Genomic DNA, 25,351 nt, shown 5'->3' on the forward strand with positions numbered 1-25,351 from the left:
TCATGTGTCACGCTCTGTGGCGTTTGCGGCGAGTGTCCGCGAATCGACCAGTCGGAACAAGCCCGCTAGCAGCGAGCCGCCAACCAGGTGCCAGATGCTCCAGGTGCCGATAATGGCCGCGGCCCCGCCGACGCCACTGAACTGGCTCAGCAAAATCACCAGACCAAGGCCCGAATTCTGGATGCCGACCTCGAAAGTCAGGGCACGACGACGGGCCGTCTCCATGCCCAATGCCCGGCCGCTCAGCCAGCCCAGCGCGAAGGCGGATCCGTTGTGCAGCACGACAATGGGAATGATGACAGCGCCGGTGGCGAGGATCAGCGGCCAGTTCTGGACGATGCCTACAGCCACCAGCAACGCGATGCAGCCCAGCGCCAACGGCCCGAGTATGCGCGCGATACGCCCGGCCAGGTCCGGTTTCCAGTGGTTGAGCGCCATGCCCAGCATTAATGGCACGGCCAGCAACGCCGCAGTCTGCGTGAAAAAAGGCCAGGGATCGACATCAAGCGACCGCACAAGGGCGCCCGCCGGCCCGTACATTCCGGCCCAGAACAGAATCGACAAAGGCGTCACAACAGCCGCAGACACGCTGGAGATCGCTGTCAGGGTGACCGAGTAGGCGGTATTGCCGTTCGCCGCGCGGGTCAGGAGGTTGGAGACATTTCCGCCCGGACAGCTAGCCACAATCAACATGCCAAGCGCAATACTGGCCGGGGGCGACAGGATCAGGATCAGGCCCAGTGTCAGCAGAGGAAGCCCCAGCAATTGCACGGCGACCCCGCCGAGCACCCGCCCGGGTTCACGCCGTACCAGGCCGAAGTCCTCGAGTTTCAGTGTCAGCGCCACCGAAAACATCATCACGAACAGGATCAGCGCGATCCCCAACCGTGATTGATCATCAACTATTACCTGCAGCTGGTCGATCGAGTCGGCGTTCATAAATGCATGTCCCGTCAATAACTTGTCACATTAACTACAAGTGAATTCGAGGGCCCAGACAGCCGCTAACCAGTTGTCATGTCAACATAAGGGTCGCCAAAATCACGCCAGCCTGTATCGTGCCCAACATGTTTTGCAGACCCGCGTCTGGACTTTTAGATTGCGAGTGCGTGGCAACCACAGGGACAACATCCCGCCTTGGGGGCGGGGTGCTGTGGTAATACAGGTATTGTTTGAGCAGGTCGCACGGGCAGCGACCAGGTGTTTGGGGGACCGAGAATGGGTCGAAAACGTTTTGATGAAATGTCCTGCGCAATCGCGCAGACCTTAAATCAGGTGGGTGACTGGTGGACGCTATTGATCGTTCGGGATGCCATGAAAGGCGCCCGTCGCTTCAGCGACTTCCACGAGAGCACCGGAATTGCCAAAAACATTCTTACAGACCGCCTCAACAAGCTGGTCGAGAATGGCATCATGATGCGTGAGGAAGTCGGGGTGCGTGGCCAACGGCAGGAATATGTCCTGACCGAAAGTGGCGAGGCGCTTTTCCCCATCCTCATGGCCATGCAGCAATGGGGCGACAAGTGGATCTATGGCGAGGATGAACGCCCGCTTGAAGTCTTTGATGTTCGCACCGGAGAAGAATTGGCGCCCATGAGCGTTGCCAATCAGAGCGGCGAGGAAGTGACCCATCGCGATATCGCCGGGCGCGACCCCGCCGGCCGCGGCATCCGCGAGGCGGGCTGACCGTCTGACAGTCGTCCGGCTTCGATCCCGATTGGCGAATCGGGCCGGACATTGTCCACTTCCAAAGCCTGCGGCCAGACGGGGCGCACGCTTGGGGAGTGATGAATGGTTTTCAGCTTTGGTCCGAAACAGGTCGGCCTGCTCGCAGGCTTGGCCTGTTCGCTGTTCCTGGGCGCCTGTGGCGAGCCACGGGCGCGTGACCTTTCAGACGCAGACCGCAGCTACCCGGCCCGGCTGGCTGAACGTCTGGCCAACGCACGCACCGGAGACATCATCGACATACCGGAGGGCGTGTTCGCACTCGACCGCTCGCTGGTCATGGCCGTCGATGGCGTCACCCTGCGTGGCCAGGGTGCCGAACGCACCATCCTGTCCTTTCAGGACCAGGTGATGGGCCGGGAAGGCCTGCTGGTAACCGCCAGTGGCGTCACTCTGGAAAACCTCGCGATCGAAGATCCGATAGGCGACGGGGTTCGGATCAGCGAAGCCGAGGACGTGATCGTCAGAGGCCTTCGGGTCGAGTGGACGGATGGTCCGGACGCCGGCAATGGCGCTTACGGTATCGCACCCGTTCGCTCAGCAAATGTGCTGGTCGAGGAGTCGATCGCCATCGGTGCGGCCGGCGCCGGGATCCATGTCGGACAGTCACGCAATGTCGTGATCCGTCGGAACCGGGCCGAGCGAAACCTTGTCGGGATCCAGGTCGAAAATGCCGTCGGCACAGACCTCTATGACAATGTCACAACCGGGAATTCCGGCGGCATCCTGGTCAATGACACACCGGCCCGGGTCCATGCCGGCAGCCGGACGCGCATCTTTGACAATTACGTTTTTGCCAACAATGGCGAAAACTTCAGTCGCCCCGACACGGCGGCCGCTGCTCTGCCGGCAGGGTCAGGGATCGCGGTCCACGGCAGCGACCAGATTGAGGTTTTCAACAATGCGATCGCTGACAACCGGTCGGCCAACATCGTCATCTCGGCGTTGACCGGAACCGCGCAGACGGCAGCGCCGAGCACGCCCGACGCAGCGGTCGGTCCGGACAGGTTCGACCCCTTCCCCGAGACCATCCACATTCACGACAATAATTTCAGTGGCGGTGGTGGCAATCCGGACGGGCTGGAGTTGCAGGCCCTGCGCGTGGTCATCGCCGGACCGCTTGGCAGGATGCCTGACATCCTCTGGGATGGCTATATCGACCCCGCCAAGATGGTCGATGGCGCAATGCCGGAAGACCTGCGAATCTGCATTGGCGACAATGTCACCGACATCGTCAACGCCGACCTCGAGTCCGGCGGCGTCCGTCCGAGAATTGCCACAAGCGAGCACCGCTGCCACCTGCCGCCGCTGCCCGCCACCCAGCTGGACCTTGTCGACCCGGCCGGCACCGGGACCGACTGAGATCGGTCGATCAGAAAATTCACCTGTAAGGCGAGTTTCGCGAAGAGATGTGTTGAGAGACGGGAAGTCCGCCCTTATCGTCATACCCGGTGCACGAATTGGCGCTTTTGCCGCCGCTACTACCCAACCAACATCAGGCACCAATCAGGGGAAACCAATATGCTGATCAGTTCCATTCTGCTCGCCGCCGCGCTCCAGGCCTCGCCGGTCGACACGCTTGTCGCCAACGCGCTTGAAGTGAGCTCGCCGTCGGGCAGCTATATCACCTATTTCGACGCCGACGGGACCTACACCACCAATGTCGGGATCTCCGGCACCTGGTGGGTGGATGGCGCCGAACTCTGCGTCCAGCGCAGCACCGGCGAAAGCGGCTGCGCGCCGCTCGGCGACAGCCAGGAAGTCGGGACGTCATGGACCGGCCAGAACGCCGCCACCGGCGAGACCGTAACCTATACGATCATCCCGCGCGGATAGTCGGGACCGACGGGCAGGCCAATCGCCTGCCCGTCACGGCGCCTGGTTGGCGGCATCAATTGCCGAATGAACCGGCCGCGCCGGGGAAGACAACCGGTGTTTCCGAACCGTCCAGCGCGACCGCTGAAACACCGAAATAATAGTTGTCGATCACCACATTCTCGAGCGTGTAGCTGTCGGTGATGCCAACAAAGCGGCTCCACTGCCATTGCGGCTGGTCAGTCAGGCGCCAATACACCCGATAGCCGGCCAGATTGCTGGCTGCGTCACCTTCAGCCGCATTCCAGCTCAACGTCGTTGAGGGACGCACAGCGCCTTCAATCGTGACATTGGCGGGGAATGGCGGAGCTCCCGCCATCTGCGCCATCACAGCGACATTGAGCGCGGTCAGACGTGCAGCGTGGTCAAAGTCCACTCCGTCAATGGTGTCTCCATAGGGACGGCCATCCTCAACCCGCAAATCCTGATGCTGGCGGTCATAATGCTCGTTGGTCTCCATGATGCGGACACCGGGATAGCCGACCGCATTGAACGGGCGGTGGTGGCCGCCGCGCCCGAAACGATCGAGCCGGTAGACCATCATCACATCGAGATTGGGAATGTACTGGTCCGCCGTCCGGTCGACGAAACGGGCCAGATTGCGCGACGGGCTGTCGACCTCACCACCGGTGAAGCGTCGGCTGCGCGCTTCCTCAGGCGTCTCGACCGCGCGTGTGCCCTCGGAGAAGACGCGGGCGGTGGTATTGTTGATGACGCCATTGATACCGGCGATATTGCCGATCATGTCGTTGTTGAGCACGCCCTTGATCCGCCAGCCATTCTCGATGGCATGGGCGGCCACGATCTGGCCACCAAACAGGCCCTGCTCTTCGCCCGACAGGCCAGCATACATGATGGACCCGTCAAACTCATGCTGGCTGAGTACGCGGGCCGCTTCGATCACGCCGGCCATGCCGGACGCATTGTCATTGGCACCTGGGCTGTCGGAGGTGCCGTCCAGCGGGTCGGTCACGCGGCTGTCGATATCGCCTGACATCACAACATACCGGTCCGGATCAATCCGGCCGCGCTGGATAGCCACGACCGAGACAACCTCGACCGGATCAGGTATTCGCGCCGTGCCGGAGATCGTGTCGGAAACATACATGACCTCCAGACAGCCGCCGCACTCGGCGGAGATTCGTTCGAATTCCTCAAATATCCAGCGCCGGGCGGCGCCGATACCGCGACTGTCTCTCTCGGTCTCCGACAGGGTGTGGCGGGTCCCGAACCCGGCCAGGGTACGGATGTCAGCCTCGATCCGGTCTGCCGATACGGCAGCGACATGATCATGCACAGCAAGCACTTCAGACGGCGGCGCGTGTTGCTGGGCCAGTGCCGGTGTGGCCAAGAGAATGGCCATCGATGCGGCGGTCACGAACTTCATGCTTCCCTCCCCGGAAATGCGTAAAATCTCTGACAGGATGATGGGCCAGACGGACTGTGGGTCAAGCACTGCCCCTGTTTTGTCCGACCAGACAGCAGAACGGCGCACCCGTCAGGGCGCGCCGTCATGCAACAATCTGCCCTGAAACCCCGCTATGGCGTCAGGATCACCTTGCCAATCGCCTTGCGGCCGGACAGGGCGTTGAAGCCTTCAATAAAGTTCTCAAGCTTGTAGGTCCCGGCCACGTGCGGCTTGATCTTGCCGGCTTCGAACATCTCGAACAGCTCGTCCATGTTCTGCTTGTGGCCACCGGGTACGGACCCGGCCCAGGCCCCCCAGAACACACCGACCACGCTGGCCATTTTGAGGAGCGGCAGGTTGAGCGGGAGTTTGGGAATCTCGCCAGCGGCAAAGCCGATGACGAGATGGCGTCCACCTGGCGCGATACCGCGGAAGGCGGTCTCGGCGTAGTCGCCACCGACCGGATCATAGATCACGTCGACACCCTTGCCGCCGGTCAGCTCCTTGATCCGGGCCTTCAGGTCTTCAGTCGAGTAATTGATCAGCTCGTCGGCACCGTGCGTCTTGCACACCGCCAGCTTCTCGTCGCTGGAAGCCGCCGCGATCACCTTGGCGCCCATCGCCTTGCCAAGCTCGACCGTTGCCAGGCCAACGCCGCCAGCCGCACCCAGAACCAGCAGGGTCTCGCCGGGCTTGATCTCGGCGCGCTGCTTGAGCGCGTGATAGGAGGTGCCATAAACGATGGTCAGGCCGGCCGCCGCATCAAACGGCATCGAATCCGGGATCGGCGTGACCGCAGGCGCCGGCACAACCGCCTGTTCGGCAAAGGCACCGACCGGCGTGTTGAACAACACCTTGTCTCCGACATTGAGGCCCTCGACGCCCTCACCCAGCTCCGAAATCACACCCGCGCCTTCCGTGCCCGGCACGAAGGGAAGCGGCGGTTTGAACTGGTACTGCCCGCGCACGCACAGCAGGTCGGGGAAATTCAGCCCCCCGGCCTTCACGTCGATGCGGACATGGCCCGGCTGGATGGCCGGCGCGTCGACATCCTCGACGACGAGCTGGTCCTCGGGACCGAATTCCTTGCAGACAAGTGCTTTCATGGCCTTGGCCTCTCCTGTTTTGGGGTCAGCCCAGCTTGACGCCGGCACTCGCCGCCGCCTTGGTGAGAAACTTGATGGTCTGCTCGCCGCCAGCGCCCAGCTCTTTTTGGCCGGCCTCGTCGCAAATGTCGGCGAAGCGCGCGGCGACGTTCTCCGGTGTCTGCTGCTCGGGCGGCAGGAAGATGCCGTCGGTCTCATGGACCTTGGTGACGGCATAGCCACCGGCACCGGCACACAGGATGGTGCGGCTGGGGCATTCATCGCTGACCAGGAAGACCAGACCGGTCGACACCGATTCCGGCGTCATCAACTCCAGCGCGGCCGGCGGCAGGAGGTTTTCGGTCATCCGCGTCGCCGCCGTCGGCGACAGCGCATTGACGCGGATATTGTACTTCGCGCCTTCCAGATGGAGCGTATTCATCAGGCCGACGAGGCCGAACTTGGCGGCGCCGTAATTGGACTGACCGAAATTGCCATACATGCCCGACGAGGAGGTGGTCATGGCGATACGGCCATATTCCTGCTCGCGCATGATGTCCCAGACGGCTTTGGTGCAGACAGCCGAACCATTGAGATGGACGTCGACCACGGCCCGGAAATCATCCAGCTCCATCTTGGCAAAGGACTTGTCGCGCAGGATTCCGGCATTGTTGACCAGGATGTCGACCCGGCCCCACTTGTCCATCGCCTGGGCGACCATGTCAGCCACCTCGTCGGCCTTGGTCACATTGGCGCGGTGCGAGATCGCCTCGCCGCCAGCCTCGCGGATTTCTGCAGCGACATCCTCGGCGGCCGACCCGGTGCCCGTCCCGTCCAGCGACCCGCCCAGATCATTGATGACCAGCTTGGCGCCGCGTGCGGCCAGGGCCAGAGCGTGGGTACGGCCAAGCCCCTGACCGGAACCGGTGACAATGGCCACACGGCCGTCAAAACGAATTTCACTCATCTCGTTGTCATTCCTTGATTGTTTTGTGTACCGCTCAGCCGACGACCTGCAGGGTCAGCCATTGCGCCATCAGCGCCGGCTTGTCCTCGCCCTCGATCTCCACGATCACATCATATTTGAGCATCCACTGGCCCGGATTGCGTTCTACCGCTTCGGACAGGGTGAACCGCCCCCGGATTTTGCGGCCGGCGCGGACCGGGGTCAGAAAGCGGACTTTCTCGAAGCCGTAATTGATCCCCATCACGATCCCGTCGAGGACCAGGGCCGTACCGCCAGCCAGCGAGGACAGCATCGACAGGGTCAAAAACCCGTGCGCGATGGTGCCGCCGAAAGGCGTCTTGGCGGCCTTTTCAGGGTCGATATGGATGAACTGGTGATCATCGGTGACATCGGCGAATGTATTGATCTGGTCTTGGGTGATCTCGGTCCAGTCGGACACGCCGATCTCGGTGCCGACCAAGGCGGCCAGGTCACCGGGTTTGGTCGCAGTCATCAGCCTGCCTCCCCTTCAGTCAAAAGCATTTTGCGCAAGCCTGGCTTGTCGATCTTACTAGTCCCGCCGCGCGGCAGGGGGGCATCCATCAGCCAGATCCGATCGGGAATCTTGAACGGCGCGAGGTGGGGTTTGAGGAAGGCCTTGATATCCTCGTCCGACAGGCTCACGCCCTCGCGCGCCAGAATTGCCGCTCCGACCCGTTCGCCCAGACGCTCATCCGGGATGCCGATGACGGCGGCTTCCAGGATGTCCGGATGGTGAGCCAAGGCCCCCTCGACTTCGAGGCAGCTGACATTCTCGCCGCCACGCAGGACCATGTCCTTGATGCGGTCAACGATGAACAGGAATCCGTCCTCGTCGATGATCCCGACATCGCCGGTCTTGAACCAGCGGTCCTTGGTCAGCACATCCGACGTGGCCTCGGGTTGGTTGAGATAACCGCGGAACACCGCCGGAGACTGGATCCAGACCTCGCCCGGCTCACCGGTCGGGGTCTCATTGCCGTTTTCGTCAACCGTCTTGATGAAGGTGACAGCCGGCAGCGGCGCGCCGCACGAGCCCGGCTTGGCCTGGTACTCGCCCAGCCCGTTGAACGTGCCCAGCGCATTGGTTTCGGTCAGGCCGTAACCCGACGACGACCAGGCTTGCGGGAAGACCTCGTTGATCTTCTCGACATGGGCCTCGGGGCGCTTGGCGCCACCCGTGCCCATCGACTGAAGCGTCTCGAGCACCACGCCGCGACGCTCCGCCTCCAGGGTCAGCTCGTGCGACATGGTCGGAACGCCGACCATGTCGGTCAGTTTTTCCGACTGGATCAGGTCGACCGCGTCGCCGGCATCCCATTTGCGCATCAGCGCCATTTTCCGCCCGGAAAACAGCGACAGCATGAAGACCGCATGCGAACCGGTGCAGTGGAAGAGCGGCAGGCAGACCAGAACGCCCGGATCACCGTCGACAAAGTCCTCATCGCCATTGGCCAGCTTCAGGGCGGCTCCGAGCAGCGCGAATGACAGGATAGTGGTGACGGCACCCCGATGGGTCAGGACGGCCCCCTTCGGCGATCCGGTGGAGCCGGATGTGTAGAAGATGGCGAAATCACTATCGGTATCGATCACCAGTTCCGGCGGCGCCTTGCCGGCACCTTCGGCGACCATATGGTCGAAGGAATCCGCCACACCATCAATCTCGCCGCGACCGGCGATCAGCGTCAGACCGAGCCGGCCGGCATGCGGCCGGATTCGCTCGATCTGGCGGGCGCCGGCGATGACGATCTTCGCGCCGCTGTCTTCCAGACCGAAGGCCATCTCTTCGCTGGTCCACCAGCCATTGATCGGCACGATGACACCGCCGGCAGCGATAACACCGAGGAAACAGGCCATCCATTCCGGACAATTGCGCAGGGCCAGGGCCACGCGCGTCCCCGGCTTGACGCCATGCCGGCTGATCAAGGTGTTGGCGACGGCGACCGAGCGGGCAGCCAGGTCGGCGAACGACCAGCGCTGGTCTTCAAAGACCACCGCCGGCGCATCACCATGTTCCATCGCCTTGAGCAGGAGAAAGCGCAGATCAGCCGGTGCGTTGACATAGGCCTGTTGCTTCACGCCGAGCACTTCGGTCTCGGCGATGTTGAGCACCGGTTCGGCGGCGGCAACCTGGCGGGCGATTTGTTCGAGTACGGCCCGCGGTGGGGCGGGTTTACGCTGCGCCATGATCAGACCTCATTGGCGTAGGGCTTGAGTTCCTTGCGACCGATGACCATGCGGTGCACGGCATCGGGCCCATCGGCGAAGCGCAGTGTGCGAAGCCCGGTCCACATGGCGGCCAGCGGGGTGTCCTGTGACACGCCGGTACCGCCATGCATCTGCATCGCCTCGTCGACCGTCTCCAGCGCCACACGCGGGGCAACAACCTTGATCTGCGAGATCCACGGCGCGGCGGCGCGCGGGTCACCCTGGTCCATCATCCAGGCGGCCTTGAGGCAGAGCAGGCGCGCCTGTTCGATCGCCATGCGGCGTTCCGCGATGATATCGTAATTGGCGCCCAGCTTGGCCAGCGGTTTGCCGAAAGCGGTCCGCGTCACCGAACGACGGCACATCAGCTCGAGCGCCCGCTCGGCCTGGCCGATGGCACGCATGCAGTGGTGGATACGTCCCGGTCCAAGCCGGCCCTGCGAAATCTCGAAGCCGCGACCGCGGCCCAGGATGAGGCAATCCTTGGGCACGCGCACATCGGTGAAACGGATATGCATGTGGCCGTGCGGGGCATCGTCATGACCGAACACCGTCATCGGGCGCAGGATCTCGATTCCCGGCAGGTCGCTGTCGATCAGGAATTGCGAGTGGCGTCCATGACGCGGGGCGTCATCGCTCTCGGTCTTTGTCATCAGGACATAAACGGCGCAGCGCGGATCTCCGGCGCCAGAGGCCCAGTATTTCTCGCCATTGAGGACCCACTCATCACCATCCTCGACAGCGGAAAAGGCGATATTGGTAGCGTCGGAGGAGGCCACATCCGGCTCGGTCATCAGATAGGCCGACCGCATTTTTCCTTCGAGCAGCGGCTCGAGATACTTCTTCTTCTGGGCAGCGTTGCCGTAGCGCTCGATGACTTCCATGTTGCCGGTATCCGGCGCCGAACAGTTGAACGTCTCCGCTGCCAGCTGTGACCAGCCCATTTCTTCGGCCAGATAGGCGTATTCGACCGTCGAAAGGCCATAGCCGCGATCGGAGCCGGTGAGCCAGAAATTCCACAGGCCGCGCTTGCGGGCCTCGGCCTTGAGGCTTTCCAGGATTTCGGTCTGTCGGTCGGTGAAGGCAAAGCGGTCTCCGGCCTTGCCGATCTCCGCATGGTATTCTTCTTCGACCGGCATGACGACATCACGCACCATGGCGCGAACCTGTTCGATGAGCGGCTTGACGCGCTCCGACATTCCCAGATCCATGTCTCTCCCCTTTATCTTTCTTCCGTAGTGTCTGTTCTGATTATTCTTTTATGCGATCAGCTAGACCGGACGCCCGCGAGCGCCCATCAGCATGCGGCGAAATTTGCGCATCCCGCCGATCCAGCGGTCGCGCTCATTGGCGCGGGCCTTTTCATAGGCGACGACCGAGGCGTGCGGCAAAGCCAGGAAACGCTTCTCGGCGATGGCCGAGAGCGTCTCGGCTGCGACATCCGACGGCTCGACGATTCCGTCGGCGCCAGCAATCCCGCCGTCTTCGCTGTCACCCAGCATCGCGGTACGCACCGCCTGCGGACACACGCACACAACCTGCAGGCCCTCATCACCATGCCCGATCGCCAGGCTCTCGGCAAAGGACACGGCCGCGTGTTTTGACGCGGTGTAGGATGAGGCCCCGATCTGGGCCAGCAACCCGGCCGCCGAAGCCACCAGGACGAAGATGCCTCCGCCCTGCGCTTTCATGCGCGGCCAGACCTGCCGGGCGCCGCGCACGGCGCCCATCACATTGACCTCGAAACTGTCGTGCCAGGCCTTGTCGTCGGCGCCTGCCGCATCCCAGCTCGGCTCGTCCGAGCGCAGGATACCGGCATTGGAGACATAGACCGTGACCGGACCCAATTCGGCTTCCACCTTGTCGAGGAAGGCGCCGATCTCGGCCTCCTTGGTCACATCGACTTTCATGCCGATGCCATCAAAAGCCTTGGCCGCCTCCTCGGCGCCATCAAGATCCGCCAGCGCGATCCTGGCGCCCGTGGCGTGAAAGGCCTGTGCCATGGCCAGGCCGATACCACGTGCGCCACCGGTGATCGCGACCACCTTGCCCTGATAATCCATGAAATCTCCTCCCGCGACCGTATCGCGGCTCAGTACTGACGCATCCGGGCGAATTTTTCGGCATGGTAATTGGCATCACCATAGAGCGCTTCGGTGACCCGGATCCGCTTCATGAAGAAGCCGATGTCGAACTCATCCGTCATGCCCATCCCGCCATGCATCTGCACGCCTTCCTGGGCGGCCAGCTGGGCGACCTGACCCAGCTTGGCCTTGGCGGCAGAGACCATCATCGCAGCGTGCTCCGGTGCCGCGTCGAGGGTCTGCAGCGCCTTGAGGACGATCGACTTGCCCAGTTCCACTTCCGAGTAGAGGTGTGCGGCCCGGTGCTGGAGGGCCTGGAAAGTGCCGATGATCTGGCCGAACTGCTTGCGTTCCTTGAGATAGGCCACCGTGCTGGCGAGACACTCCTGGGCCGATCCGGACATCTCGGCCGACAGGCCGGCACGACCGGCGTCAAGCACGGCTTCGAGGGCGGCCAGACCGCCATCGACCTCGCCGAGCGCCGCATCCGCCGTGACCTCGACCCCGTCCAGGGTCACGGTCGCGAAATTGCGGCTGTCGACGGTCTTGATGCGTTCGACCGAAACGCCGGCGGCATCGATTGGAACCAGGAAGAGCGAGACGCCCTCGGCCTCGGCCTCGCCACCGGCCGTGCGGGCCGAGACAATCATCATGTCGGCGACATGGCCTTCGGCCACGAAACTCTTGCGACCGCTCAGCTTGAAGCCATTGCCCGAGCGCTCCGCCTTGGTCGCGACCTTTGACGGGTTGTGCTTGCGGCCTTCATCGACGGCAATCGCGGTGATGGCTTCGCCGGCCGCGATACGGGGCAGCCACTCACCCTTCTGGCCGTCCGACCCGAAACGCGACAGGGCCGTCGCCCCCATGATCGCGGTCGACAGGAAGGGCGAGGCGGTGAGTGTGCGGCCCATTTCCTCGGCAATCACACCCGCCGCGACATGGCCCATCTCAACACCGCCATGGGCTTCGGGGACCAGCACGCTGGTCCAGCCCATCTCGGCCATCGCGGCCCAGGTCTTGCGGTCGAAACCGTCAGCATTGTCGGTGTCGCGCAGCTTGCGCAATTGCGCGATCGGCGCGCTGTTCGCGAGAAATCCGCGGGCGGCATCCTTGAGCATGCCGGCTTCTTCATTCAGCACCATGGCCATGGTGATTACTCCCTCTGGTACGCCCTAGGACGTCGGCAATTCGAGAATGCGTTTGGAAATGATGTTGAGCTGAACCTCGGACGTGCCGCCCTCGATCGAGTTGCCCTTGGTGCGCAACCAGTGCGCAGCGGCATCATTGTCGGCACCCCATTCCAGCCCGTCCTGACCGACGCTGTCCATCATCAACTCGAGACGGCGCTTGTTCAGCTCGGTACCGAAATATTTCAGGACCGAGGAATTGGCCCCGACGCCCTGCCCCGCCTTGGCCTCGTCGGCCACGCGTTCCATCGTCGCCATGAAAGCCAGGCCATCAATCTCGAGCCGCGTGATGTCGGTCCGCAACATCGGATCGGCCAGGCGCCCATGCTCATCCTTGCCGATCATCTGCACAGCCACATCGCCAGCCGGACGCATGGCGCCGGAACCCATACCGCCGATCATCTCGCGCTCATGGGTCAGGAGGTATTTGGCGACCGTCCAGCCCTTGTTGAGATCGCCGACGACATTGTGCTTTTCCGCCCTGGCGTCATCGAAGAAGGTCTCGCAGAAGGGCGACTTGCCCGAAATCAGCTTGATCGGTTTGGTGGTAACACCCGGCTGACCCATGTCGACCAGGATGAATGAAATACCTTCATGCTTCTTGGCCGCAAAGTCGGTGCGGACGAGCGCAAAAATCCAGTCGGCCTGATCGGCGTAGGAGGTCCAGATCTTCTGGCCGTTGATCAGATAATGATCGCCCTTGTCCTCGCACTTGGTCATCACGGCCGCGAGGTCGGATCCGGCATTGGGCTCGGAATACCCCTGGGCCCAGCGGATTTCACCGCGCGTGATCGGTGGCAAATGTTCCAGTTTCTGCTCGTGCGTGCCGTATTTCAGAAGCGCCGGCCCCAGCATCCAGATACCGAAGGACTGCAACGGTGGGCGCGCCTTGATGCGCTTCATTTCCTCGCGCAGCACCTTGGCATGAGCCTTGTCCAGACCGCCACCTCCGTACTCGACAGGCCATTCCGGAACCGTCCAGCCCTTGGCCGCCATCCGGTCGAGCCACAGTTTTTGCGGTTCGCTCAGCTGGCAGTTGCGGCCACCCCAGACAATATCCTGCTCGCCGCCCATGGGCTGGCGCATTTCTTCGGGACAATTGGCCTCAAGCCAGACGCGGGTCTCTTCCCGGAAGCTTTCCAGATCGGACATGATCTCCCCTTTATCGACATTATCGAGCATTCGGTATGATGCACTTGCGAGGACGCTAACGCCGAACGCATGTCAGGTCGAGGGGAAGTAGCGGCGATTTCAGTGAAAGTTCCGCATGCGCAAACGCATGAAAAAGCCCCGGCCTTGGGACCGGGGCTTTCTGTCAGGCTGCAGTCGCGGTGCTACCGGTCGGATCACGCAAATTGCGGCGCGATCTCGAGGTTCTTGGCGAGACCCAGGCGGCGCATCACCAGAAGCGCAGTGCCGTTGTAATCCACGACCCGGTTCCAGAAGCCCTTCTTGGGCAGATGGAGGGCCGAGCGCGGGAAATCATGGTGATGGTCGTGCAGGGCTTCACCACCGGTCAGAAGGGCCAGGAGATAGTCGAACCATTTCGGCGTTTTCATGTGACCGAAGACGTTCACACCCAGCGTGGTGGCGTGGAATTGCAGGCCGCGACCGATGATCACACTGGCGTGGATCAGGGCGGTCAGGATCAGCGAACCACCGCTCAGCGCCACGATCAGATAGATCACGGCCGGAATGGCAAAATGCATGACCAGCGACAGCGTGATGTGGAAGCGGTCAGCGAAATGGACCACCGGGTTTTCCTTCAGCCACATCGGCATCGGGCGGGCGAGGTCTTTCTCGTCGCGCCACAGGATCCAGCCGACCCAGGCCCAGACTTTCGATTCGAACGGATTGTGCGGATCACCGGGCTTGTCGGCAAAGCGGTGATGCTGGGAGTGGTAGTTCACCCAATCTTTCAGCGTGCCCTGCATGGCGAGGATGCAATTGATCATGATGATGACCTGGCCGGGCCATTTGATCTCGCCGGCGCGGTGCTGCCAGATCCGGTGCAGCGGGCCGATCCCCATATTGCACAGGAAAATCGTCAGCGCGGTGACGCCGAAACACAGCGGCGCATACCACCAGCGCAGGGTCAGGCCGCCAAGGGCAAGGCCGAGGATGATCATGGTCGTCAGCAAGGCCACACCCAGGGCCGGGTAGATGATTGCCGAAAACGCACTCGCCCAGTTGAGCGTGCGCCAGGATCTCAGGATCGCTTCGGAGCGCGCCAGAATGCGGGATTCAAGGGTCATGAAGGGTACTCTCTGCAAGAAACAAAAGAACCGGTACGGAGCTGATCGGGAGTTTCAGCTGTCGCGCACCCTGCGTCAAACTCTCAATGTATGGGCTGTGTCGCCTCGGCCATGCCAGTCATAAGCGAATAACGGTCTATGGGCGCTTTCGGTAATGTCACGGTAAAGCTTGCCCCTTTGCCAGGCCGGCCCTCGGCCCGAATCATACCGCCATGGCGCTCGACAATGCGCTGGCACAAGGCGAGCCCCACCCCTGTGCCGGGATAGGAATCGCGGGCGTGCAAACGGCGGAAGACCTCGAAAATCCGTTCGGCATGATCGGCGTCGAAACCGATGCCATTATCGGTCACCGTGATCTGGCAGGTTTCCTCATCGTCCTGAACCGTCACCCCGATCCGCGGCGGGCGCTCCGGGTCACGGTATTTCACGGCATTGCCGATCAGGTTCTGGAACAATTGCCTCAACAGAACAGGATCACCGGCCAACGCCAGTCCACGCGGATAGTCGACCTTGGCATCGCAATCACGAATCGACATGTCGAGGTCAGACATGACACCGTCCATCAGATCGTCCAGTGACACCGGCTGAACGTCCAGCGCCACGTGTGAGGATCGTGAGTATTGCAGCAGGTCACGGATCAGCTGGCGCATCCGGTGCGCCGCACCAGCCATCGTCTCGAGCATCCTGACGCCCCGGTCATCGAGCTTGTCGCCATAGTCGCGGACCATCAGGTCGCCAAATGTGGTGACCTTGCGCAGCGGTTCCTGCAGATCGTGCGATGCGACGGTCGCGAAACGCTCCAGCTCGACATTTGTGCGGCGCAGTTCCTGCGTCTGCTGGCGCAGCCTCTGCTCATCGGCTCTCTGGTCGGTCACATCCTGGATCACCGAAAAAATCCGCGGCGCCGGGCGCCCGGGCCCGTCGAGCGCCTGGATCCAGACGTGAACAAAGCGCTCCAACCCGTCATGTCCGCGCCGGAAACGGATTGTCTCTGCACCCAATTCCCCGCTTTCCAGCGAGGCTTCCACGAATTCGCGCGCCAGCCGGGTATCGTCCGGGTGGGTCAGGGCAAGCAGATGGTCGAGGGACAGGTCGAACGTATTCCGCTCCAGCCCGAGTATCTCGTAGACCTCGTCGCTGGCCATCCCGGTCCCGGATGACAGATCAATCTCGACATAGCCGATCGAGGCCGCTTGCCCCGCCAGCTCCAGCATCCGCAAACGGTCCTGGGCGCGGTTCTCGGCGGTCTTCCGCGCGGTGATGTCATCGATCGACCCCGCCATCCTCATGGCCTGGCCACCGGCATCCCATTGCGCCTGCCCGCGCGCGCGCACCCACAGATACCACCCCGCCTCATGGCATATCTGGAACTCGATATCGAAAGGTTTGCGAAGCGCCAGGTGATCATTGATGGACAGCATGACCCGCTCGAGGTCGTCGGGATGGACCCGGCTCGAAAAATCGTCAAAAACAGGCTCGAAATCCGGGTCGGTGAAGCCCAGCACTTCCCGATATTGCGGGGACCAGAAAACACTGTCCGTACGGACATCCCATTCCCAAAATCCAACCGCCGCCCCTTTCAGGGCCAGCGAGAAACGGCGCTCTGCCTGTCGCAGCGCCAGATGATGACTGACCAGCGCCCCGGCCGTCTCCAGTACGCTGATATCGGCGGGGGTGAACGGATGCTCGCGCGGCTCCGGCGCCGTCAGGCTCAACGTCCCGTAAACCTCCCCGTTCCTGAACAGCCTGATCCCGAGATAGGTCTCCAGCGCCATCTCGCGATAACAGGGGTGATCAACGAGTTGGCTGTCAGCGGCGTGATGGACATAGAGCGGTTTTTCCAGCGTCAGGACACGTTCACAATAGGTCGCCGCCAAGTCAAAACCCTGCCCGACCTCGATCTGTCGGTTTGCGTCGAGAACGAATTCGACCTCGTAGCGCGGACCATCAATGCGTGAAATGATGGACAGGGGCAGCTTGAAATATCCCGTGACCTCACGCAGCAGGGCCCGGATACAAGCATCATGTCCGCCGACACCCTCCGTACTGATTTTCACCAGTTCAAGCAGGGTTTCCTGCGCCCGGGCGTCCGGCCCAACACATCCGTCCTCGGTTGTTGTTTTCATCAAAAACCACGCCAACCGACGCCCCAAACAGGTCGATTGGCTTACCTCGCCAGTCTTTCCAGATTAGCCCCGACACTCGAAAGCGACAAGCAACCCGACCGGGTACCCCTCGGCTATATACCCCAAAATATATTGATTCTTATCGTTTCTCGGGATGGACCCGCGATCATTCTTACGGTTTGGTAAGGATACTGGCTATTCGATTCACCGCTGGGGAGCTGTTGATGAGAGCGATTGCGATTTTCCTGGGAAGTGCCATTGGCGTGGCTGCACTGGCCGTTGGCTGCCCACCCTCCGTCCGGACCGCTGTCGTCGAGCGGACCAGCATCCCGGAACATGTCTATGTCGAAGCCGAACGCCAGCTCGACGTCTTTGTCGCCTGGGCGCGCAATGACGCGTCTGTGCCGCAGATCGAAGCTGAAACGACCGACGCGATCTCCTGATCAACCCGTCGTCCCGACACATCTGTCGCACTGACCACCGGGCCTTACTGCTCCGGCGTGTCTGACTCACCGGTCTCGGCTTCAGCTGCCGCGAGCCGGTCCTCCACCATGCCGCGATAGGCCGCATCCGCGTCGGCACCAGCCAGGATCGAGCGCCAGGCGTCGATGGCCTGCGCCCGTTCACCGCCCTGAAACTGCGCCTCCGCCATGAAGAAGCGCGCCCGCACATCTCCGGGATCGATGTCGAGGGCCCTGGCGAAGGCCTCCCTTGCGGCAGGCGTCACGATGCCGCCCGCCTCGAACAAACGAGCCTGTCCCAGCGATGCAAAGAGAAACGCCGATTCCGGCTCCCAGTTGATCGCGTTTTCAAACGCGACCGCAGCCTCGCCATAACGCCCGAGCCGGACATTGGCCTGCCCCAACACGGCCCAACCCTGCGGATTGTCCGGCCGAACCGCCAGATCAGCCCGAAGATTGTCCAGCTCGGCGAGAATTTCGCGCAACTCTTCAGGGACTTCCGGCATGCGCGCCGGCGTCATTCCGACCAGATGGGGGCTGCCCAACGTCATGTAGAGAGCCACCGCCAAAACCGCACAGGCCCCGGCCCCGGCGACCAGGCCATGCCGGAGCGGCCTCGACGCAGCACTCGACCCACCAATCATGGCCGGGTCGTCATTACCTGTTCCTGCCTGGTTGATCCGGCGACGGATATCGAGCTCGGCCTGCCGGGCCGCGTCCTCATCAATGAAGCCCAGCTCACGGTCGCGCTTCAGCTCGGCCAGCTGGCCGGCGAACGCGCCGCGACCGTCCGAGACCGGTCCCGTGACACCCCGCACGACCGGCAGGATCAGGGCCAGCGCCACGACACATGCCATCAGGGCGATCAGGATCCAGATCATGCCTGCCCCTCCTCATCGCGCAGCCGGGCCAGCTCCGCCGCCTCATCGGCATCGAGCGGCGCGTCGGCCCGGGCCGATTGGCCACGAAAGAAAATGACGATCGCCACACCGCCACCGCCGAGGGCCAGCAGCGGGAACAGCCAGAGCAGGATCGTATTGCCCTGAACCGGCGGCGACATCAGGACATAATCCCCATAGCGGGCCTGCAACCAGCCCCGGACCTCGGAGTCACTGTCGCCGGCCAGCAAGCGCTCGCGGACTATGGCCCGCATGTCGGCCGCGAGCGGTGCATTGCTTTCGTCGATGCTCTGACTCTGACAGACCACGCAGCGCAGGTCACGATAAAGACCGCGGGCGCGCTCTTCCAGGGCGGCATCCTCCATCTGCTCGTCCGGTTGGGGCGCCGCGACAGCGTGTCCGGGAGCGACCACAAGGAGGGAAAGGGCGAAAACAATGAAAGGGGCTAGGCGCATCATGACCGCTCCAGCTCCTCGATCATCGGCAGAAGGGTATTGCGCCAGACATCTTCGGTGATGATCCCGACATGGTGATGGCGGACGCGGCCCTCGGCATCGACGAGGAAGGTTTCCGGCGCGCCGGTGATGCCCAGATCGATCGCAAGGCGTCCCTGCGCATCATCACCGACACGGCTGTAGGGATTACCATGACGGGCCAGCCAGGCCGCTCCGGCGCCCGGCTCGTCGCGCCAGTCCACGCCATAGATCGGTACCCGTCCCGAGCGGCTGATCTGCATCAGCATCGGATGCTCGATCGCGCAGGGCGGGCACCAGGAGCCAAATACATTGAGCAGGGACACCTGGCCGAGAAGGTCGGTGTTGGACAGACCCGGATCGCCCGCCTCAAGTCCGGCAAGATCAAATGCCGGCAGTGGCCGGTCGATCATCTGACTGGGTATGGCGGACGGGTCCTGCCGCAGTCCCAACCCGAAATAGACAAGCGTGACGGCAAAGATCGCCAGTGGCACGAACAGCAGGATCCGGTTCATCGGCCAGGCTCCTTCGCTTGAAAGGGCGCAGCCTTGGCAACCAGCGACCGACGCCCCCGGTCAGCGATCGACAGGATACCGCCCAGCCCCAGGATCGCCGAACCGATCCACAGCCACATGGCAAAGGGATAGAGGTAGACATGCACCGGCCAGCCCCGTTCCGGACTTGGCTGACCAATCGTCACATAGAGGTCGCCGGTCACTCGGGCATGAATGGCGGACTCGGTCGTCGACATGCCACGCACCGGATAGAGGCGACGTTCAGCCGTCAGATTGCTGACCACCTGTTGATCGCGGCGCGCGGTCAGATGGCCCCGTTCGGCAACATAATTGCGCCCCTCGACCTGCTCGACACTGTCCAGCGTGATCGTGAGCTGGCGGATATCGAGATGCTGGCCCGGCATCAGGAAAGCGCTGGTCTCCTGCTTCCACGCACTCACACCGGTAATGGCAAAGACCACAACGGCCAGGCCGAAATGGGCCACAGCCATGCCCCATATGCCCAGGGGCAGGCGCGCCATGCGCGCCAACGAGGCCTGCAATGCGATCTCGCCCAGCTTGAAACGCTTGGCGAGGTCAATCATCACGCCGACCGCGATCCAGACAGCCAGAGCGGTACCCAGCGCGCCGGCGATCAGGCCGCGATCCGCAATCCACAGCGCGACCACGCCGCCGGCAATGGCGGCGATGGCGGCGGGTGCAAGATCGCGCAGGACCGGCATCAGCTTGCCGCGCTTCCAGGCCAGCAGGCCGGAGATCGGTACCAGCACCAGAAGCGCGCCCAGCATCGGATTGAAGGTATTGTTGTAGAAGGGTGCCCCGACCGTCACCGTCTCATTGCTGACCGTGCTGATGAAGAGCGGATAGAATGTGCCGAAAAACACCAGGGCACAGGCCGCTGCCAGGACCAGGTTGTTGATCAGCAAAAGGCTCTCCCGGCTGATCGCCGAGAATACGCCGGTCGGTTTGAGAAGCCCCGCTCGCAGACCGTAGATCAGCAAGGAGCCGCCGATCAGCGCGACCAGAATGGCGAGGATGAAAACACCGCGTTCAGGATCGACGGCAAAGGCATGCACCGAGGTGATGATACCGGAGCGCACCAGGAAGGTCCCGGCCATCGACAGGGCGAAGGTCATCAGGGCCAACAGGATGGTCCAAGCCTTCAGCGTGTCGCGCTTTTCCATCACCCGCAGTGAGTGGATGAAAGCGGTCCCCGCCAGCCACGGCATCAGGGAGGCGTTCTCGACCGGGTCCCAGGCCCACCAGCCACCCCAGCCCAGCTCGTAATAGGCCCAGCTGGCGCCCAGCGCGATACCGATGGTGAGGAAGGTCCACGCGGTCAGCGCCCAGGGCCGCACGATCCGCGCCCAGCGGGCATCGACCCGGCCATCAATCAGCGCCGCAACGGCAAAGGAGAAGGTGATCGAGAAGCCGACATAGCCGGCATAGAGCATGGGCGGGTGCGAGGCGAGACCGGGGTCCTGCAACAGCGGATTGAGATCCTGGCCGTTCTCCGGCCCCGGCCACAGGCGGGCAAACGGGTTGGAGGTGAACAAGAGGAAGGCCGTAAAGGCCGCCGTGATCAGTGATTGCACGGCAAAGGTCAGCGAGATCAGCCGCGCCTCGACCGGCTTGGCCGACCAGGCCAGCGCTGCCGTATAGCCCGTAAGGATCAGCCCCCACAGAAGCATCGAGCCTTCATGATTGCCCCACACGCCGGTGATTTTGTACAGCATCGGCTTGTCGGTATGCGAGTTCTCGGCGACGACCAGCGCGGTGAAGTCTGACGTCGCGAACAGCACCGTCAGACAGGCAAAGGCAGCCAGAACCAGCACGAATTGGGCGATCGCCCCGGCACGCGCAAACCCGTGCACCACCGCGTCCCGTGTGCGCAGTCCCGCAAACAGGGCCAGCGACTGGAACAGCGCCACCACAAAGGCAAGGATGAGGGCAAACTGCCCGAGTTCAGCAATCATGCCGCCGACTTGTTACGGGATGCGCCGAAGGTCAAGGCGCGAGGTGTCGCAGGGAGGGGGTCACGCAGCCGCCCTCACCCGCCCGAACCACAGGATCAACAGCGCCGGAACCCACGGAAACACCCGCTCGAACGGATCGCCAGGCAATTGCGCCCACTGGGCCGCGACAGCGCCGGGGCCGCTCAGCGTTGAGGCGTCCAGGGCACCCATGGCGTTGAAGAATACCGTCAGCCCGAAACCGATGATCATCGCGGCGAGCACGGCCAAGTGTCCGGACTGGACGCCCACCACCCGCATCACGATGACCGGGCCGAATGCGGCGCCCAGCGCGGCCCAGGCGAACAGGACGCGGGCGAAAATGGTTGATGGCAGGGCCAGCGTCATCCACACGGCGATCAGGGCGATGGCGACCATGACGATCCGCGAGACGGTAACTTCCTGCCCCCTGAAGCGGCGCGCCACGCCCAGATCCCGGCTGACCGCCGAGGCCGCGACCAGCAGGATCGAGTCGACGGTCGACATCACGGCGGAGAGGACGGCGGCAATCACCAGACCGCCGACGATCGGTGGCAGATAGTCCCGGGCGACCTGATAGAAGACGGCCTCACCGTTCGAGCCGGCTCCGACCAGCGCCCGGCCCGACAGGCCCAACACCGTCATCCCGGCAAAGACGGCGATGGCCCAGATGATGGCGATCTGGAAGCCGCGCTTGCGGGCAGCCTCGTCCTTGACGGCCATCAGGCGGGTGATGAGTTGCGGCTGTCCCAGCGCGCCCAGTCCGACACCCCAGACCCCCACGATGAAACCGATCAACACCATTGCCGGCATGTCACCGGTCAGGCTCAGCCAGGCGGCGCTTTCATTGGCTTGCAGGGTCGCCATAACGCCGGACGGTCCGCCGGCGGCGATCAGGGCGGCGATCGGCAACAGACAGGCGACCAGCAGCATCAGCGCGCCCTGCAGCATATCGGTGACGCTGACCGCCCAGAAGCCGCCGAGCAGGGAATAGACCAGGACCACGCCAGCGCCCACCAGCACCGATTCGACCCGTGGCAGCGCGAACTGGGTCTCGAAAGCCTGGGCCGCGGCGCCAAACTGGGCGGCGATATAGAAGATGAAGCAGAACAGGATCATCGCCGCGGCGACCGCGCCGATCAGTCTCTTGCCGCCCGCCGACTGTCCTCCGGCGAGAAAGTCGCCCGTCGTGACATGCCCCTGTTCGGCAGTCTCGCTGCGCAGGCGCCGCCCGAACCACAGCCAGATTGCCACATAGCCGGCCCAGATCCCCGGCACCATCCACAGCGCCGAAAACCCGTTGAGATAGACAAATCCCGAAAAGCCCAGCAGCACCCAGGCCGAGGAGGTCGAGGCGGCGTAGGACAGCCCCGCCACCCAGGGCCCCAGCCCCTGCCCGGCAATGAAGAAATCGCTCTCGGTCTGATTGCGTTTCGAGGCCCACACGCCCACGCCGACAAGCAGAAGCTTGTAGGCAATCAGTGTTGCCAGCACGATCAGGCTTTCCTGCGACATCCATCCCTCCCCGAATGACGTCCCCGCGACCTTGCGGCCACGCTCAGCCCCACCTCTACGCGTGTTTTCGATATCACGCCAAGCCGAACCGCTCCGGCAGCTTGCCCCCGATGCCAGCCCCGGCTAATCCGGCATCAAAGCCAAACTCGAAACCGCCCCGGGGAGCCAAATCATCATGACCGACAAGCCGACGCTGAAAGCCAAGGATGCCCCGGATCTGGGCCGTTTTGACTGGCAGGACCCGTTCCGCCTCGACGACCAGCTGACCGAAGAAGAACGCATGGTGCGCGACACCGCGCGCAGCTATGCGCAGGACAAGCTGCAGCCGCGCGTGATCGATGCCTATCGTGACGAGCACACCGATCCGGCCATTTTCCGCGAAATGGGTGATCAGGGCCTGCTGGGCTGCACCCTGCCGGAAGAATATGGCGGCGCCGGTCTGGGCTATGTCGCCTACGGGCTGGTAGCCCGCGAGGTCGAGCGCGTCGATAGCGGCTATCGCTCGATGATGTCGGTCCAGTCCTCGCTGGTGATGTACCCGATCTACGCATACGGCTCGGAAGAACAGCGGCAAAAATATCTGCCCAAGCTGGCATCCGGCGAATGGATCGGCTGTTTCGGCCTGACCGAACCGGATGCCGGCTCCGACCCGGCCGGCATGAAGACCCGCGCCACCAAGACCGCGACCGGCTACACGCTCAACGGCGCGAAAATGTGGATCTCCAACTCGCCGATCGCCGACGTTTTCGTGGTCTGGGCCAAGTCCGAAGCGCATGACGGCAAGATTCGCGGCTTCGTGCTCGACAAGGGCATGAAGGGCCTGTCGGCCCCCAAGATCGGCGGCAAGCTGTCTCTGCGCGCCTCGATCACCGGCGAAATCGTGATGGACAATGTGGAAGTCGGCGAAGACGCCCTGCTGCCGCATGTGTCCGGCCTGAAAGGCCCGTTCGGTTGTCTCAACCGGGCCCGTTACGGCATTTCCTGGGGCGCGATGGGCGCCGCCGAGTTCTGCTGGCATGCGGCGCGCCAATATGGCCTCGACCGGATCCAGTTCGACAAGCCGCTGGCCCAGACACAGCTGTTCCAGAAAAAGCTCGCCGACATGCAGACCGAAATCACGCTGGGCCTGCAAGGCTCCCTGCGCATCGGTCGCCTGATGGACGAGGCGCAAGCAGCGCCGGAAATGATCTCGATCATGAAGCGCAATAATTGCGGCAAGGCGCTGGATATCGCCCGCATGGCGCGTGACATGCACGGCGGCAATGGCATCTCCGAGGAGTTCCAGGTCATGCGCCACATGGTCAATCTGGAGACCGTCAACACCTATGAAGGCGCCCATGACGTGCACGCCCTGATCCTGGGCCGGGCCCAGACCGGCCTGCAGGCGTTTTTCTAGGCGCACCACAAACGGGTTTCCACGGCACGTCCCGCGCGACATCTTGCCCGCCACAACCGGCTCGCCTAAGACAGACCGGCTTGGACGGGGGAGCACCATGCCGATTCTGATGGGGTTGCACATTCTGGTGTCGCTGGGATGTGCGGTGCACGTGATCCGCACCCAGCGCCAGATGTACTGGATTTTCATCCTGTTCGCCTTTCCGGCGCTGGGCTCGATCGTCTACCTTCTGGCCGAGGTCCTGCCCTCGGCGGCCGGCGGGCCGACCGGTCGCAAGGCCCAAGCCGCAGCCCGCAAGGCGCTCGACCCGGGCAAGGAAGCGCGCGAAGCCCTCGTCCAGGTCGAGATCAGCCGCACGCCGGGCAATCTGCGCCGCGCCGCCATGGCCCTTCTGGCCACCAACCGGGCCGATGACGCGGTCATCATGGCGCGTGAGGCGGCCACCGGGGCTTTCGCTGAAGACGCCGCGATGATGCATACGCTCGCCCTGGCCCTGTTCGAGACCGGGCGTTACGAGGACGCCGCCGACCAGCTCGCCGCCATGCAGGCCGCCCACCCCACGCTGCGCCATCCCGAAGCCCATCTGCTCCACGCCCGGACACTGGAAGCGCTGGGACGCTTCGACGAGGCCCGCGCCAGCTATGACAGCGTGTCCGGCTATTTTCCGGGTCCCGAAGCCAAGGCGCGCTGGGCCATGATGCTGGAGGGGATGGGCGAACACGACGCGGCGACCGCACGTTGGCGCGAAATCATCACCGCCGCCAAGCACGCTCCGAAACATGTCCGACGCACCCATCGCCGCTGGCTCGACATGGCCCGCGCCAAGGCCTGAGCGGCAACCGCCTGCAATCCGTCCCGCAATCGCGGCAACTGCCACTTGAAGCCCTGCTGGTGTGCCATTAAACCGGTCGGTGGAGAGGTGGCCGAGTGGTCGAAGGCGCTCCCCTGCTAAGGGAGTGTGCGCCAAAAGCGTACCGTGGGTTCGAATCCCATCCTCTCCGCCACACCCCATCCTATTGAAATGCGAGCTCTTTTCGCGACGCCGAGCGTGTCGGGCGGTCACATCCCTGTTTCGAGGAAACCTGGACATGGCCGTAATCGCGGCTGGTCACGCTCCGGGTCTATAGACGGGGTCTGCGTAGAGCAGCCCCAATGGACCTGAC

Annotated in this window: 23 protein-coding genes and 1 tRNA gene; 7 read left to right on the forward strand and 17 right to left on the reverse strand. The window is 63.2% G+C overall.

Annotated features, from left to right (window positions below; genetic code table 11):
- Complete coding sequence (locus ACN0X9_RS02580) at positions 1 to 939, reverse strand: bile acid:sodium symporter family protein (RefSeq protein WP_417486074.1); 939 nt, start codon at positions 937 to 939, stop codon at positions 1 to 3.
- 303 nt (positions 940 to 1,242) lie between these two features.
- Between ACN0X9_RS02580 and ACN0X9_RS02585 the strand changes: the two genes are divergently transcribed.
- The 3 genes from ACN0X9_RS02585 to ACN0X9_RS02595 all read left to right on the forward strand — a co-directional run bounded on the left by ACN0X9_RS02585 (position 1,243) and on the right by ACN0X9_RS02595 (position 3,561).
- Positions 1,243 to 1,686 (forward strand): winged helix-turn-helix transcriptional regulator, encoded by a 444-nt coding sequence (locus tag ACN0X9_RS02585; RefSeq protein ID WP_417486182.1) that lies wholly within the window; start codon positions 1,243 to 1,245, stop codon positions 1,684 to 1,686.
- Positions 1,687 to 1,791: 105 nt separating this feature from the next.
- Complete coding sequence (locus ACN0X9_RS02590; protein WP_417486075.1) at positions 1,792 to 3,087, forward strand: parallel beta-helix domain-containing protein; 1,296 nt, start codon at positions 1,792 to 1,794, stop codon at positions 3,085 to 3,087.
- Positions 3,088 to 3,246: 159 nt separating this feature from the next.
- Positions 3,247 to 3,561: a hypothetical protein gene (locus ACN0X9_RS02595; RefSeq protein WP_417486076.1), complete on the forward strand. Its 315-nt coding sequence runs from the start codon at positions 3,247 to 3,249 to the stop codon at positions 3,559 to 3,561.
- 55 nt (positions 3,562 to 3,616) lie between these two features.
- Here the strand turns inward: ACN0X9_RS02595 and ACN0X9_RS02600 are convergent, their stop codons facing one another.
- The 11 genes from ACN0X9_RS02600 to ACN0X9_RS02650 form a co-directional block, all read right to left on the reverse strand.
- A complete protein-coding gene (locus ACN0X9_RS02600; RefSeq protein WP_417486077.1) occupies positions 3,617 to 4,987 on the reverse strand; it encodes a M28 family metallopeptidase in 1,371 nt (456 codons plus the stop codon).
- Positions 4,988 to 5,139: 152 nt separating this feature from the next.
- The gene (locus tag ACN0X9_RS02605) at positions 5,140 to 6,114 is read right to left on the reverse strand and encodes an NADPH:quinone oxidoreductase family protein (RefSeq protein WP_417486078.1); all 975 of its coding nucleotides are present in this window, start codon (positions 6,112 to 6,114) and stop codon (positions 5,140 to 5,142) included.
- A 25-nt stretch (positions 6,115 to 6,139) separates the two neighbouring features.
- Complete coding sequence (locus ACN0X9_RS02610; RefSeq protein WP_417486079.1) at positions 6,140 to 7,060, reverse strand: SDR family NAD(P)-dependent oxidoreductase; 921 nt, start codon at positions 7,058 to 7,060, stop codon at positions 6,140 to 6,142.
- A gap of 34 nt (positions 7,061 to 7,094) precedes the next feature.
- Complete coding sequence (locus tag ACN0X9_RS02615) at positions 7,095 to 7,553, reverse strand: MaoC family dehydratase (protein WP_417486080.1); 459 nt, start codon at positions 7,551 to 7,553, stop codon at positions 7,095 to 7,097.
- Complete coding sequence (locus ACN0X9_RS02620) at positions 7,553 to 9,265, reverse strand: class I adenylate-forming enzyme family protein (RefSeq protein WP_417486081.1); 1,713 nt, start codon at positions 9,263 to 9,265, stop codon at positions 7,553 to 7,555. The genes ACN0X9_RS02615 and ACN0X9_RS02620 overlap by 1 nt, the downstream gene beginning before the upstream one ends.
- Positions 9,266 to 9,267: 2 nt before the next feature.
- Positions 9,268 to 10,497, reverse strand: a complete 1,230-nt coding sequence (locus tag ACN0X9_RS02625; RefSeq protein ID WP_417486082.1) for an acyl-CoA dehydrogenase family protein — start codon at positions 10,495 to 10,497, stop codon at positions 9,268 to 9,270.
- Positions 10,498 to 10,557: 60 nt separating this feature from the next.
- Positions 10,558 to 11,349, reverse strand: a complete 792-nt coding sequence (locus ACN0X9_RS02630; RefSeq protein WP_417486083.1) for an SDR family oxidoreductase — start codon at positions 11,347 to 11,349, stop codon at positions 10,558 to 10,560.
- A gap of 29 nt (positions 11,350 to 11,378) precedes the next feature.
- A complete protein-coding gene (locus tag ACN0X9_RS02635) occupies positions 11,379 to 12,518 on the reverse strand; it encodes an acyl-CoA dehydrogenase family protein (protein ID WP_417486084.1) in 1,140 nt (379 codons plus the stop codon).
- A 24-nt stretch (positions 12,519 to 12,542) separates the two neighbouring features.
- Positions 12,543 to 13,709, reverse strand: a complete 1,167-nt coding sequence (locus ACN0X9_RS02640; RefSeq protein WP_417486085.1) for an acyl-CoA dehydrogenase family protein — start codon at positions 13,707 to 13,709, stop codon at positions 12,543 to 12,545.
- Positions 13,710 to 13,903: 194 nt separating this feature from the next.
- Positions 13,904 to 14,812 carry an acyl-CoA desaturase gene (locus ACN0X9_RS02645; protein WP_417486086.1) on the reverse strand — a complete coding sequence of 303 codons (909 nt, stop codon included), beginning with the start codon at positions 14,810 to 14,812 and terminating at the stop codon, positions 13,904 to 13,906.
- A gap of 83 nt (positions 14,813 to 14,895) precedes the next feature.
- Entirely contained in the window at positions 14,896 to 16,938 is a 2,043-nt protein-coding gene (locus ACN0X9_RS02650; protein WP_417486087.1) for a PAS domain-containing protein, read from the reverse strand.
- A gap of 224 nt (positions 16,939 to 17,162) precedes the next feature.
- Here ACN0X9_RS02650 and ACN0X9_RS02655 point away from each other — a divergent pair, with 224 nt between their 5' ends.
- Positions 17,163 to 17,381 carry a hypothetical protein gene (locus tag ACN0X9_RS02655; RefSeq protein ID WP_417486088.1) on the forward strand — a complete coding sequence of 73 codons (219 nt, stop codon included), beginning with the start codon at positions 17,163 to 17,165 and terminating at the stop codon, positions 17,379 to 17,381.
- Positions 17,382 to 17,425: 44 nt separating this feature from the next.
- Here ACN0X9_RS02655 and ccmI read toward each other — a convergent pair whose 3' ends face one another.
- The 5 genes from ccmI to ACN0X9_RS02680 are packed head-to-tail and all read right to left on the reverse strand — an operon-like array spanning position 17,426 to position 22,792.
- On the reverse strand, positions 17,426 to 18,280 hold the full coding sequence (gene ccmI, locus ACN0X9_RS02660; RefSeq protein WP_417486089.1) for a c-type cytochrome biogenesis protein CcmI: 855 nt from the start codon (positions 18,278 to 18,280) through the stop codon (positions 17,426 to 17,428).
- Complete coding sequence (locus ACN0X9_RS02665) at positions 18,277 to 18,756, reverse strand: cytochrome c-type biogenesis protein CcmH (RefSeq protein ID WP_417486090.1); 480 nt, start codon at positions 18,754 to 18,756, stop codon at positions 18,277 to 18,279. The genes ccmI and ACN0X9_RS02665 overlap by 4 nt, the downstream gene beginning before the upstream one ends.
- Positions 18,753 to 19,286, reverse strand: coding sequence for a DsbE family thiol:disulfide interchange protein (locus tag ACN0X9_RS02670; RefSeq protein ID WP_417486091.1), 534 nt, complete (start codon positions 19,284 to 19,286; stop codon positions 18,753 to 18,755). Before ACN0X9_RS02670 ends, ACN0X9_RS02665 begins: the two co-directional genes overlap by 4 nt.
- Complete coding sequence (locus ACN0X9_RS02675; protein WP_417486092.1) at positions 19,283 to 21,262, reverse strand: heme lyase CcmF/NrfE family subunit; 1,980 nt, start codon at positions 21,260 to 21,262, stop codon at positions 19,283 to 19,285. The genes ACN0X9_RS02670 and ACN0X9_RS02675 overlap by 4 nt, the downstream gene beginning before the upstream one ends.
- A gap of 60 nt (positions 21,263 to 21,322) precedes the next feature.
- On the reverse strand, positions 21,323 to 22,792 hold the full coding sequence (locus ACN0X9_RS02680) for a sodium/proline symporter (protein ID WP_417486093.1): 1,470 nt from the start codon (positions 22,790 to 22,792) through the stop codon (positions 21,323 to 21,325).
- 175 nt (positions 22,793 to 22,967) lie between these two features.
- Between ACN0X9_RS02680 and ACN0X9_RS02685 the strand changes: the two genes are divergently transcribed.
- The 3 genes from ACN0X9_RS02685 (at position 22,968) to ACN0X9_RS02695 (ending at position 25,192) form a co-directional block, all read left to right on the forward strand.
- Positions 22,968 to 24,188 carry an acyl-CoA dehydrogenase gene (locus ACN0X9_RS02685; protein WP_417486094.1) on the forward strand — a complete coding sequence of 407 codons (1,221 nt, stop codon included), beginning with the start codon at positions 22,968 to 22,970 and terminating at the stop codon, positions 24,186 to 24,188.
- A gap of 97 nt (positions 24,189 to 24,285) precedes the next feature.
- The gene (locus ACN0X9_RS02690; RefSeq protein WP_417486095.1) at positions 24,286 to 25,020 is read left to right on the forward strand and encodes a tetratricopeptide repeat protein; all 735 of its coding nucleotides are present in this window, start codon (positions 24,286 to 24,288) and stop codon (positions 25,018 to 25,020) included.
- 81 nt (positions 25,021 to 25,101) lie between these two features.
- Positions 25,102 to 25,192 (forward strand) — tRNA-Ser (locus ACN0X9_RS02695).
- Positions 25,193 to 25,351: the final 159 nt, after the last annotated feature.

Origin of the sequence: Maricaulis sp., from assembly GCF_048268525.1 — a bacterium.
In the GTDB taxonomy this organism is placed as follows: domain Bacteria; phylum Pseudomonadota; class Alphaproteobacteria; order Caulobacterales; family Maricaulaceae; genus Maricaulis.

Bases quoted from the DNA above. Each gene is read 5' to 3' on its own strand.
- ACN0X9_RS02580 (WP_417486074.1), bottom strand. From the start codon at position 939: ATGAACGCCGACTCGATCGACCAGCTGCAGGTAATAGTTGATGATCAA.
- ACN0X9_RS02585 (WP_417486182.1), top strand. From the start codon at position 1,243: ATGTCCTGCGCAATCGCGCAGACCTTAAATCAGGTGGGTGACTGGTGG.
- ACN0X9_RS02590 (WP_417486075.1), top strand. From the start codon at position 1,792: ATGGTTTTCAGCTTTGGTCCGAAACAGGTCGGCCTGCTCGCAGGCTTG.
- ACN0X9_RS02595 (WP_417486076.1), top strand. From the start codon at position 3,247: ATGCTGATCAGTTCCATTCTGCTCGCCGCCGCGCTCCAGGCCTCGCCG.
- ACN0X9_RS02600 (WP_417486077.1), bottom strand. From the start codon at position 4,987: ATGAAGTTCGTGACCGCCGCATCGATGGCCATTCTCTTGGCCACACCG.
- ACN0X9_RS02605 (WP_417486078.1), bottom strand. From the start codon at position 6,114: ATGAAAGCACTTGTCTGCAAGGAATTCGGTCCCGAGGACCAGCTCGTC.
- ACN0X9_RS02610 (WP_417486079.1), bottom strand. From the start codon at position 7,060: ATGAGTGAAATTCGTTTTGACGGCCGTGTGGCCATTGTCACCGGTTCC.
- ACN0X9_RS02615 (WP_417486080.1), bottom strand. From the start codon at position 7,553: ATGACTGCGACCAAACCCGGTGACCTGGCCGCCTTGGTCGGCACCGAG.
- ACN0X9_RS02620 (WP_417486081.1), bottom strand. From the start codon at position 9,265: ATGGCGCAGCGTAAACCCGCCCCACCGCGGGCCGTACTCGAACAAATC.
- ACN0X9_RS02625 (WP_417486082.1), bottom strand. From the start codon at position 10,497: ATGGATCTGGGAATGTCGGAGCGCGTCAAGCCGCTCATCGAACAGGTT.
- ACN0X9_RS02630 (WP_417486083.1), bottom strand. From the start codon at position 11,349: ATGGATTATCAGGGCAAGGTGGTCGCGATCACCGGTGGCGCACGTGGT.
- ACN0X9_RS02635 (WP_417486084.1), bottom strand. From the start codon at position 12,518: ATGGCCATGGTGCTGAATGAAGAAGCCGGCATGCTCAAGGATGCCGCC.
- ACN0X9_RS02640 (WP_417486085.1), bottom strand. From the start codon at position 13,709: ATGTCCGATCTGGAAAGCTTCCGGGAAGAGACCCGCGTCTGGCTTGAG.
- ACN0X9_RS02645 (WP_417486086.1), bottom strand. From the start codon at position 14,812: ATGACCCTTGAATCCCGCATTCTGGCGCGCTCCGAAGCGATCCTGAGA.
- ACN0X9_RS02650 (WP_417486087.1), bottom strand. From the start codon at position 16,938: ATGAAAACAACAACCGAGGACGGATGTGTTGGGCCGGACGCCCGGGCG.
- ACN0X9_RS02655 (WP_417486088.1), top strand. From the start codon at position 17,163: ATGAGAGCGATTGCGATTTTCCTGGGAAGTGCCATTGGCGTGGCTGCA.
- ccmI (WP_417486089.1), bottom strand. From the start codon at position 18,280: ATGATCTGGATCCTGATCGCCCTGATGGCATGTGTCGTGGCGCTGGCC.
- ACN0X9_RS02665 (WP_417486090.1), bottom strand. From the start codon at position 18,756: ATGATGCGCCTAGCCCCTTTCATTGTTTTCGCCCTTTCCCTCCTTGTG.
- ACN0X9_RS02670 (WP_417486091.1), bottom strand. From the start codon at position 19,286: ATGAACCGGATCCTGCTGTTCGTGCCACTGGCGATCTTTGCCGTCACG.
- ACN0X9_RS02675 (WP_417486092.1), bottom strand. From the start codon at position 21,262: ATGATTGCTGAACTCGGGCAGTTTGCCCTCATCCTTGCCTTTGTGGTG.
- ACN0X9_RS02680 (WP_417486093.1), bottom strand. From the start codon at position 22,792: ATGTCGCAGGAAAGCCTGATCGTGCTGGCAACACTGATTGCCTACAAG.
- ACN0X9_RS02685 (WP_417486094.1), top strand. From the start codon at position 22,968: ATGACCGACAAGCCGACGCTGAAAGCCAAGGATGCCCCGGATCTGGGC.
- ACN0X9_RS02690 (WP_417486095.1), top strand. From the start codon at position 24,286: ATGCCGATTCTGATGGGGTTGCACATTCTGGTGTCGCTGGGATGTGCG.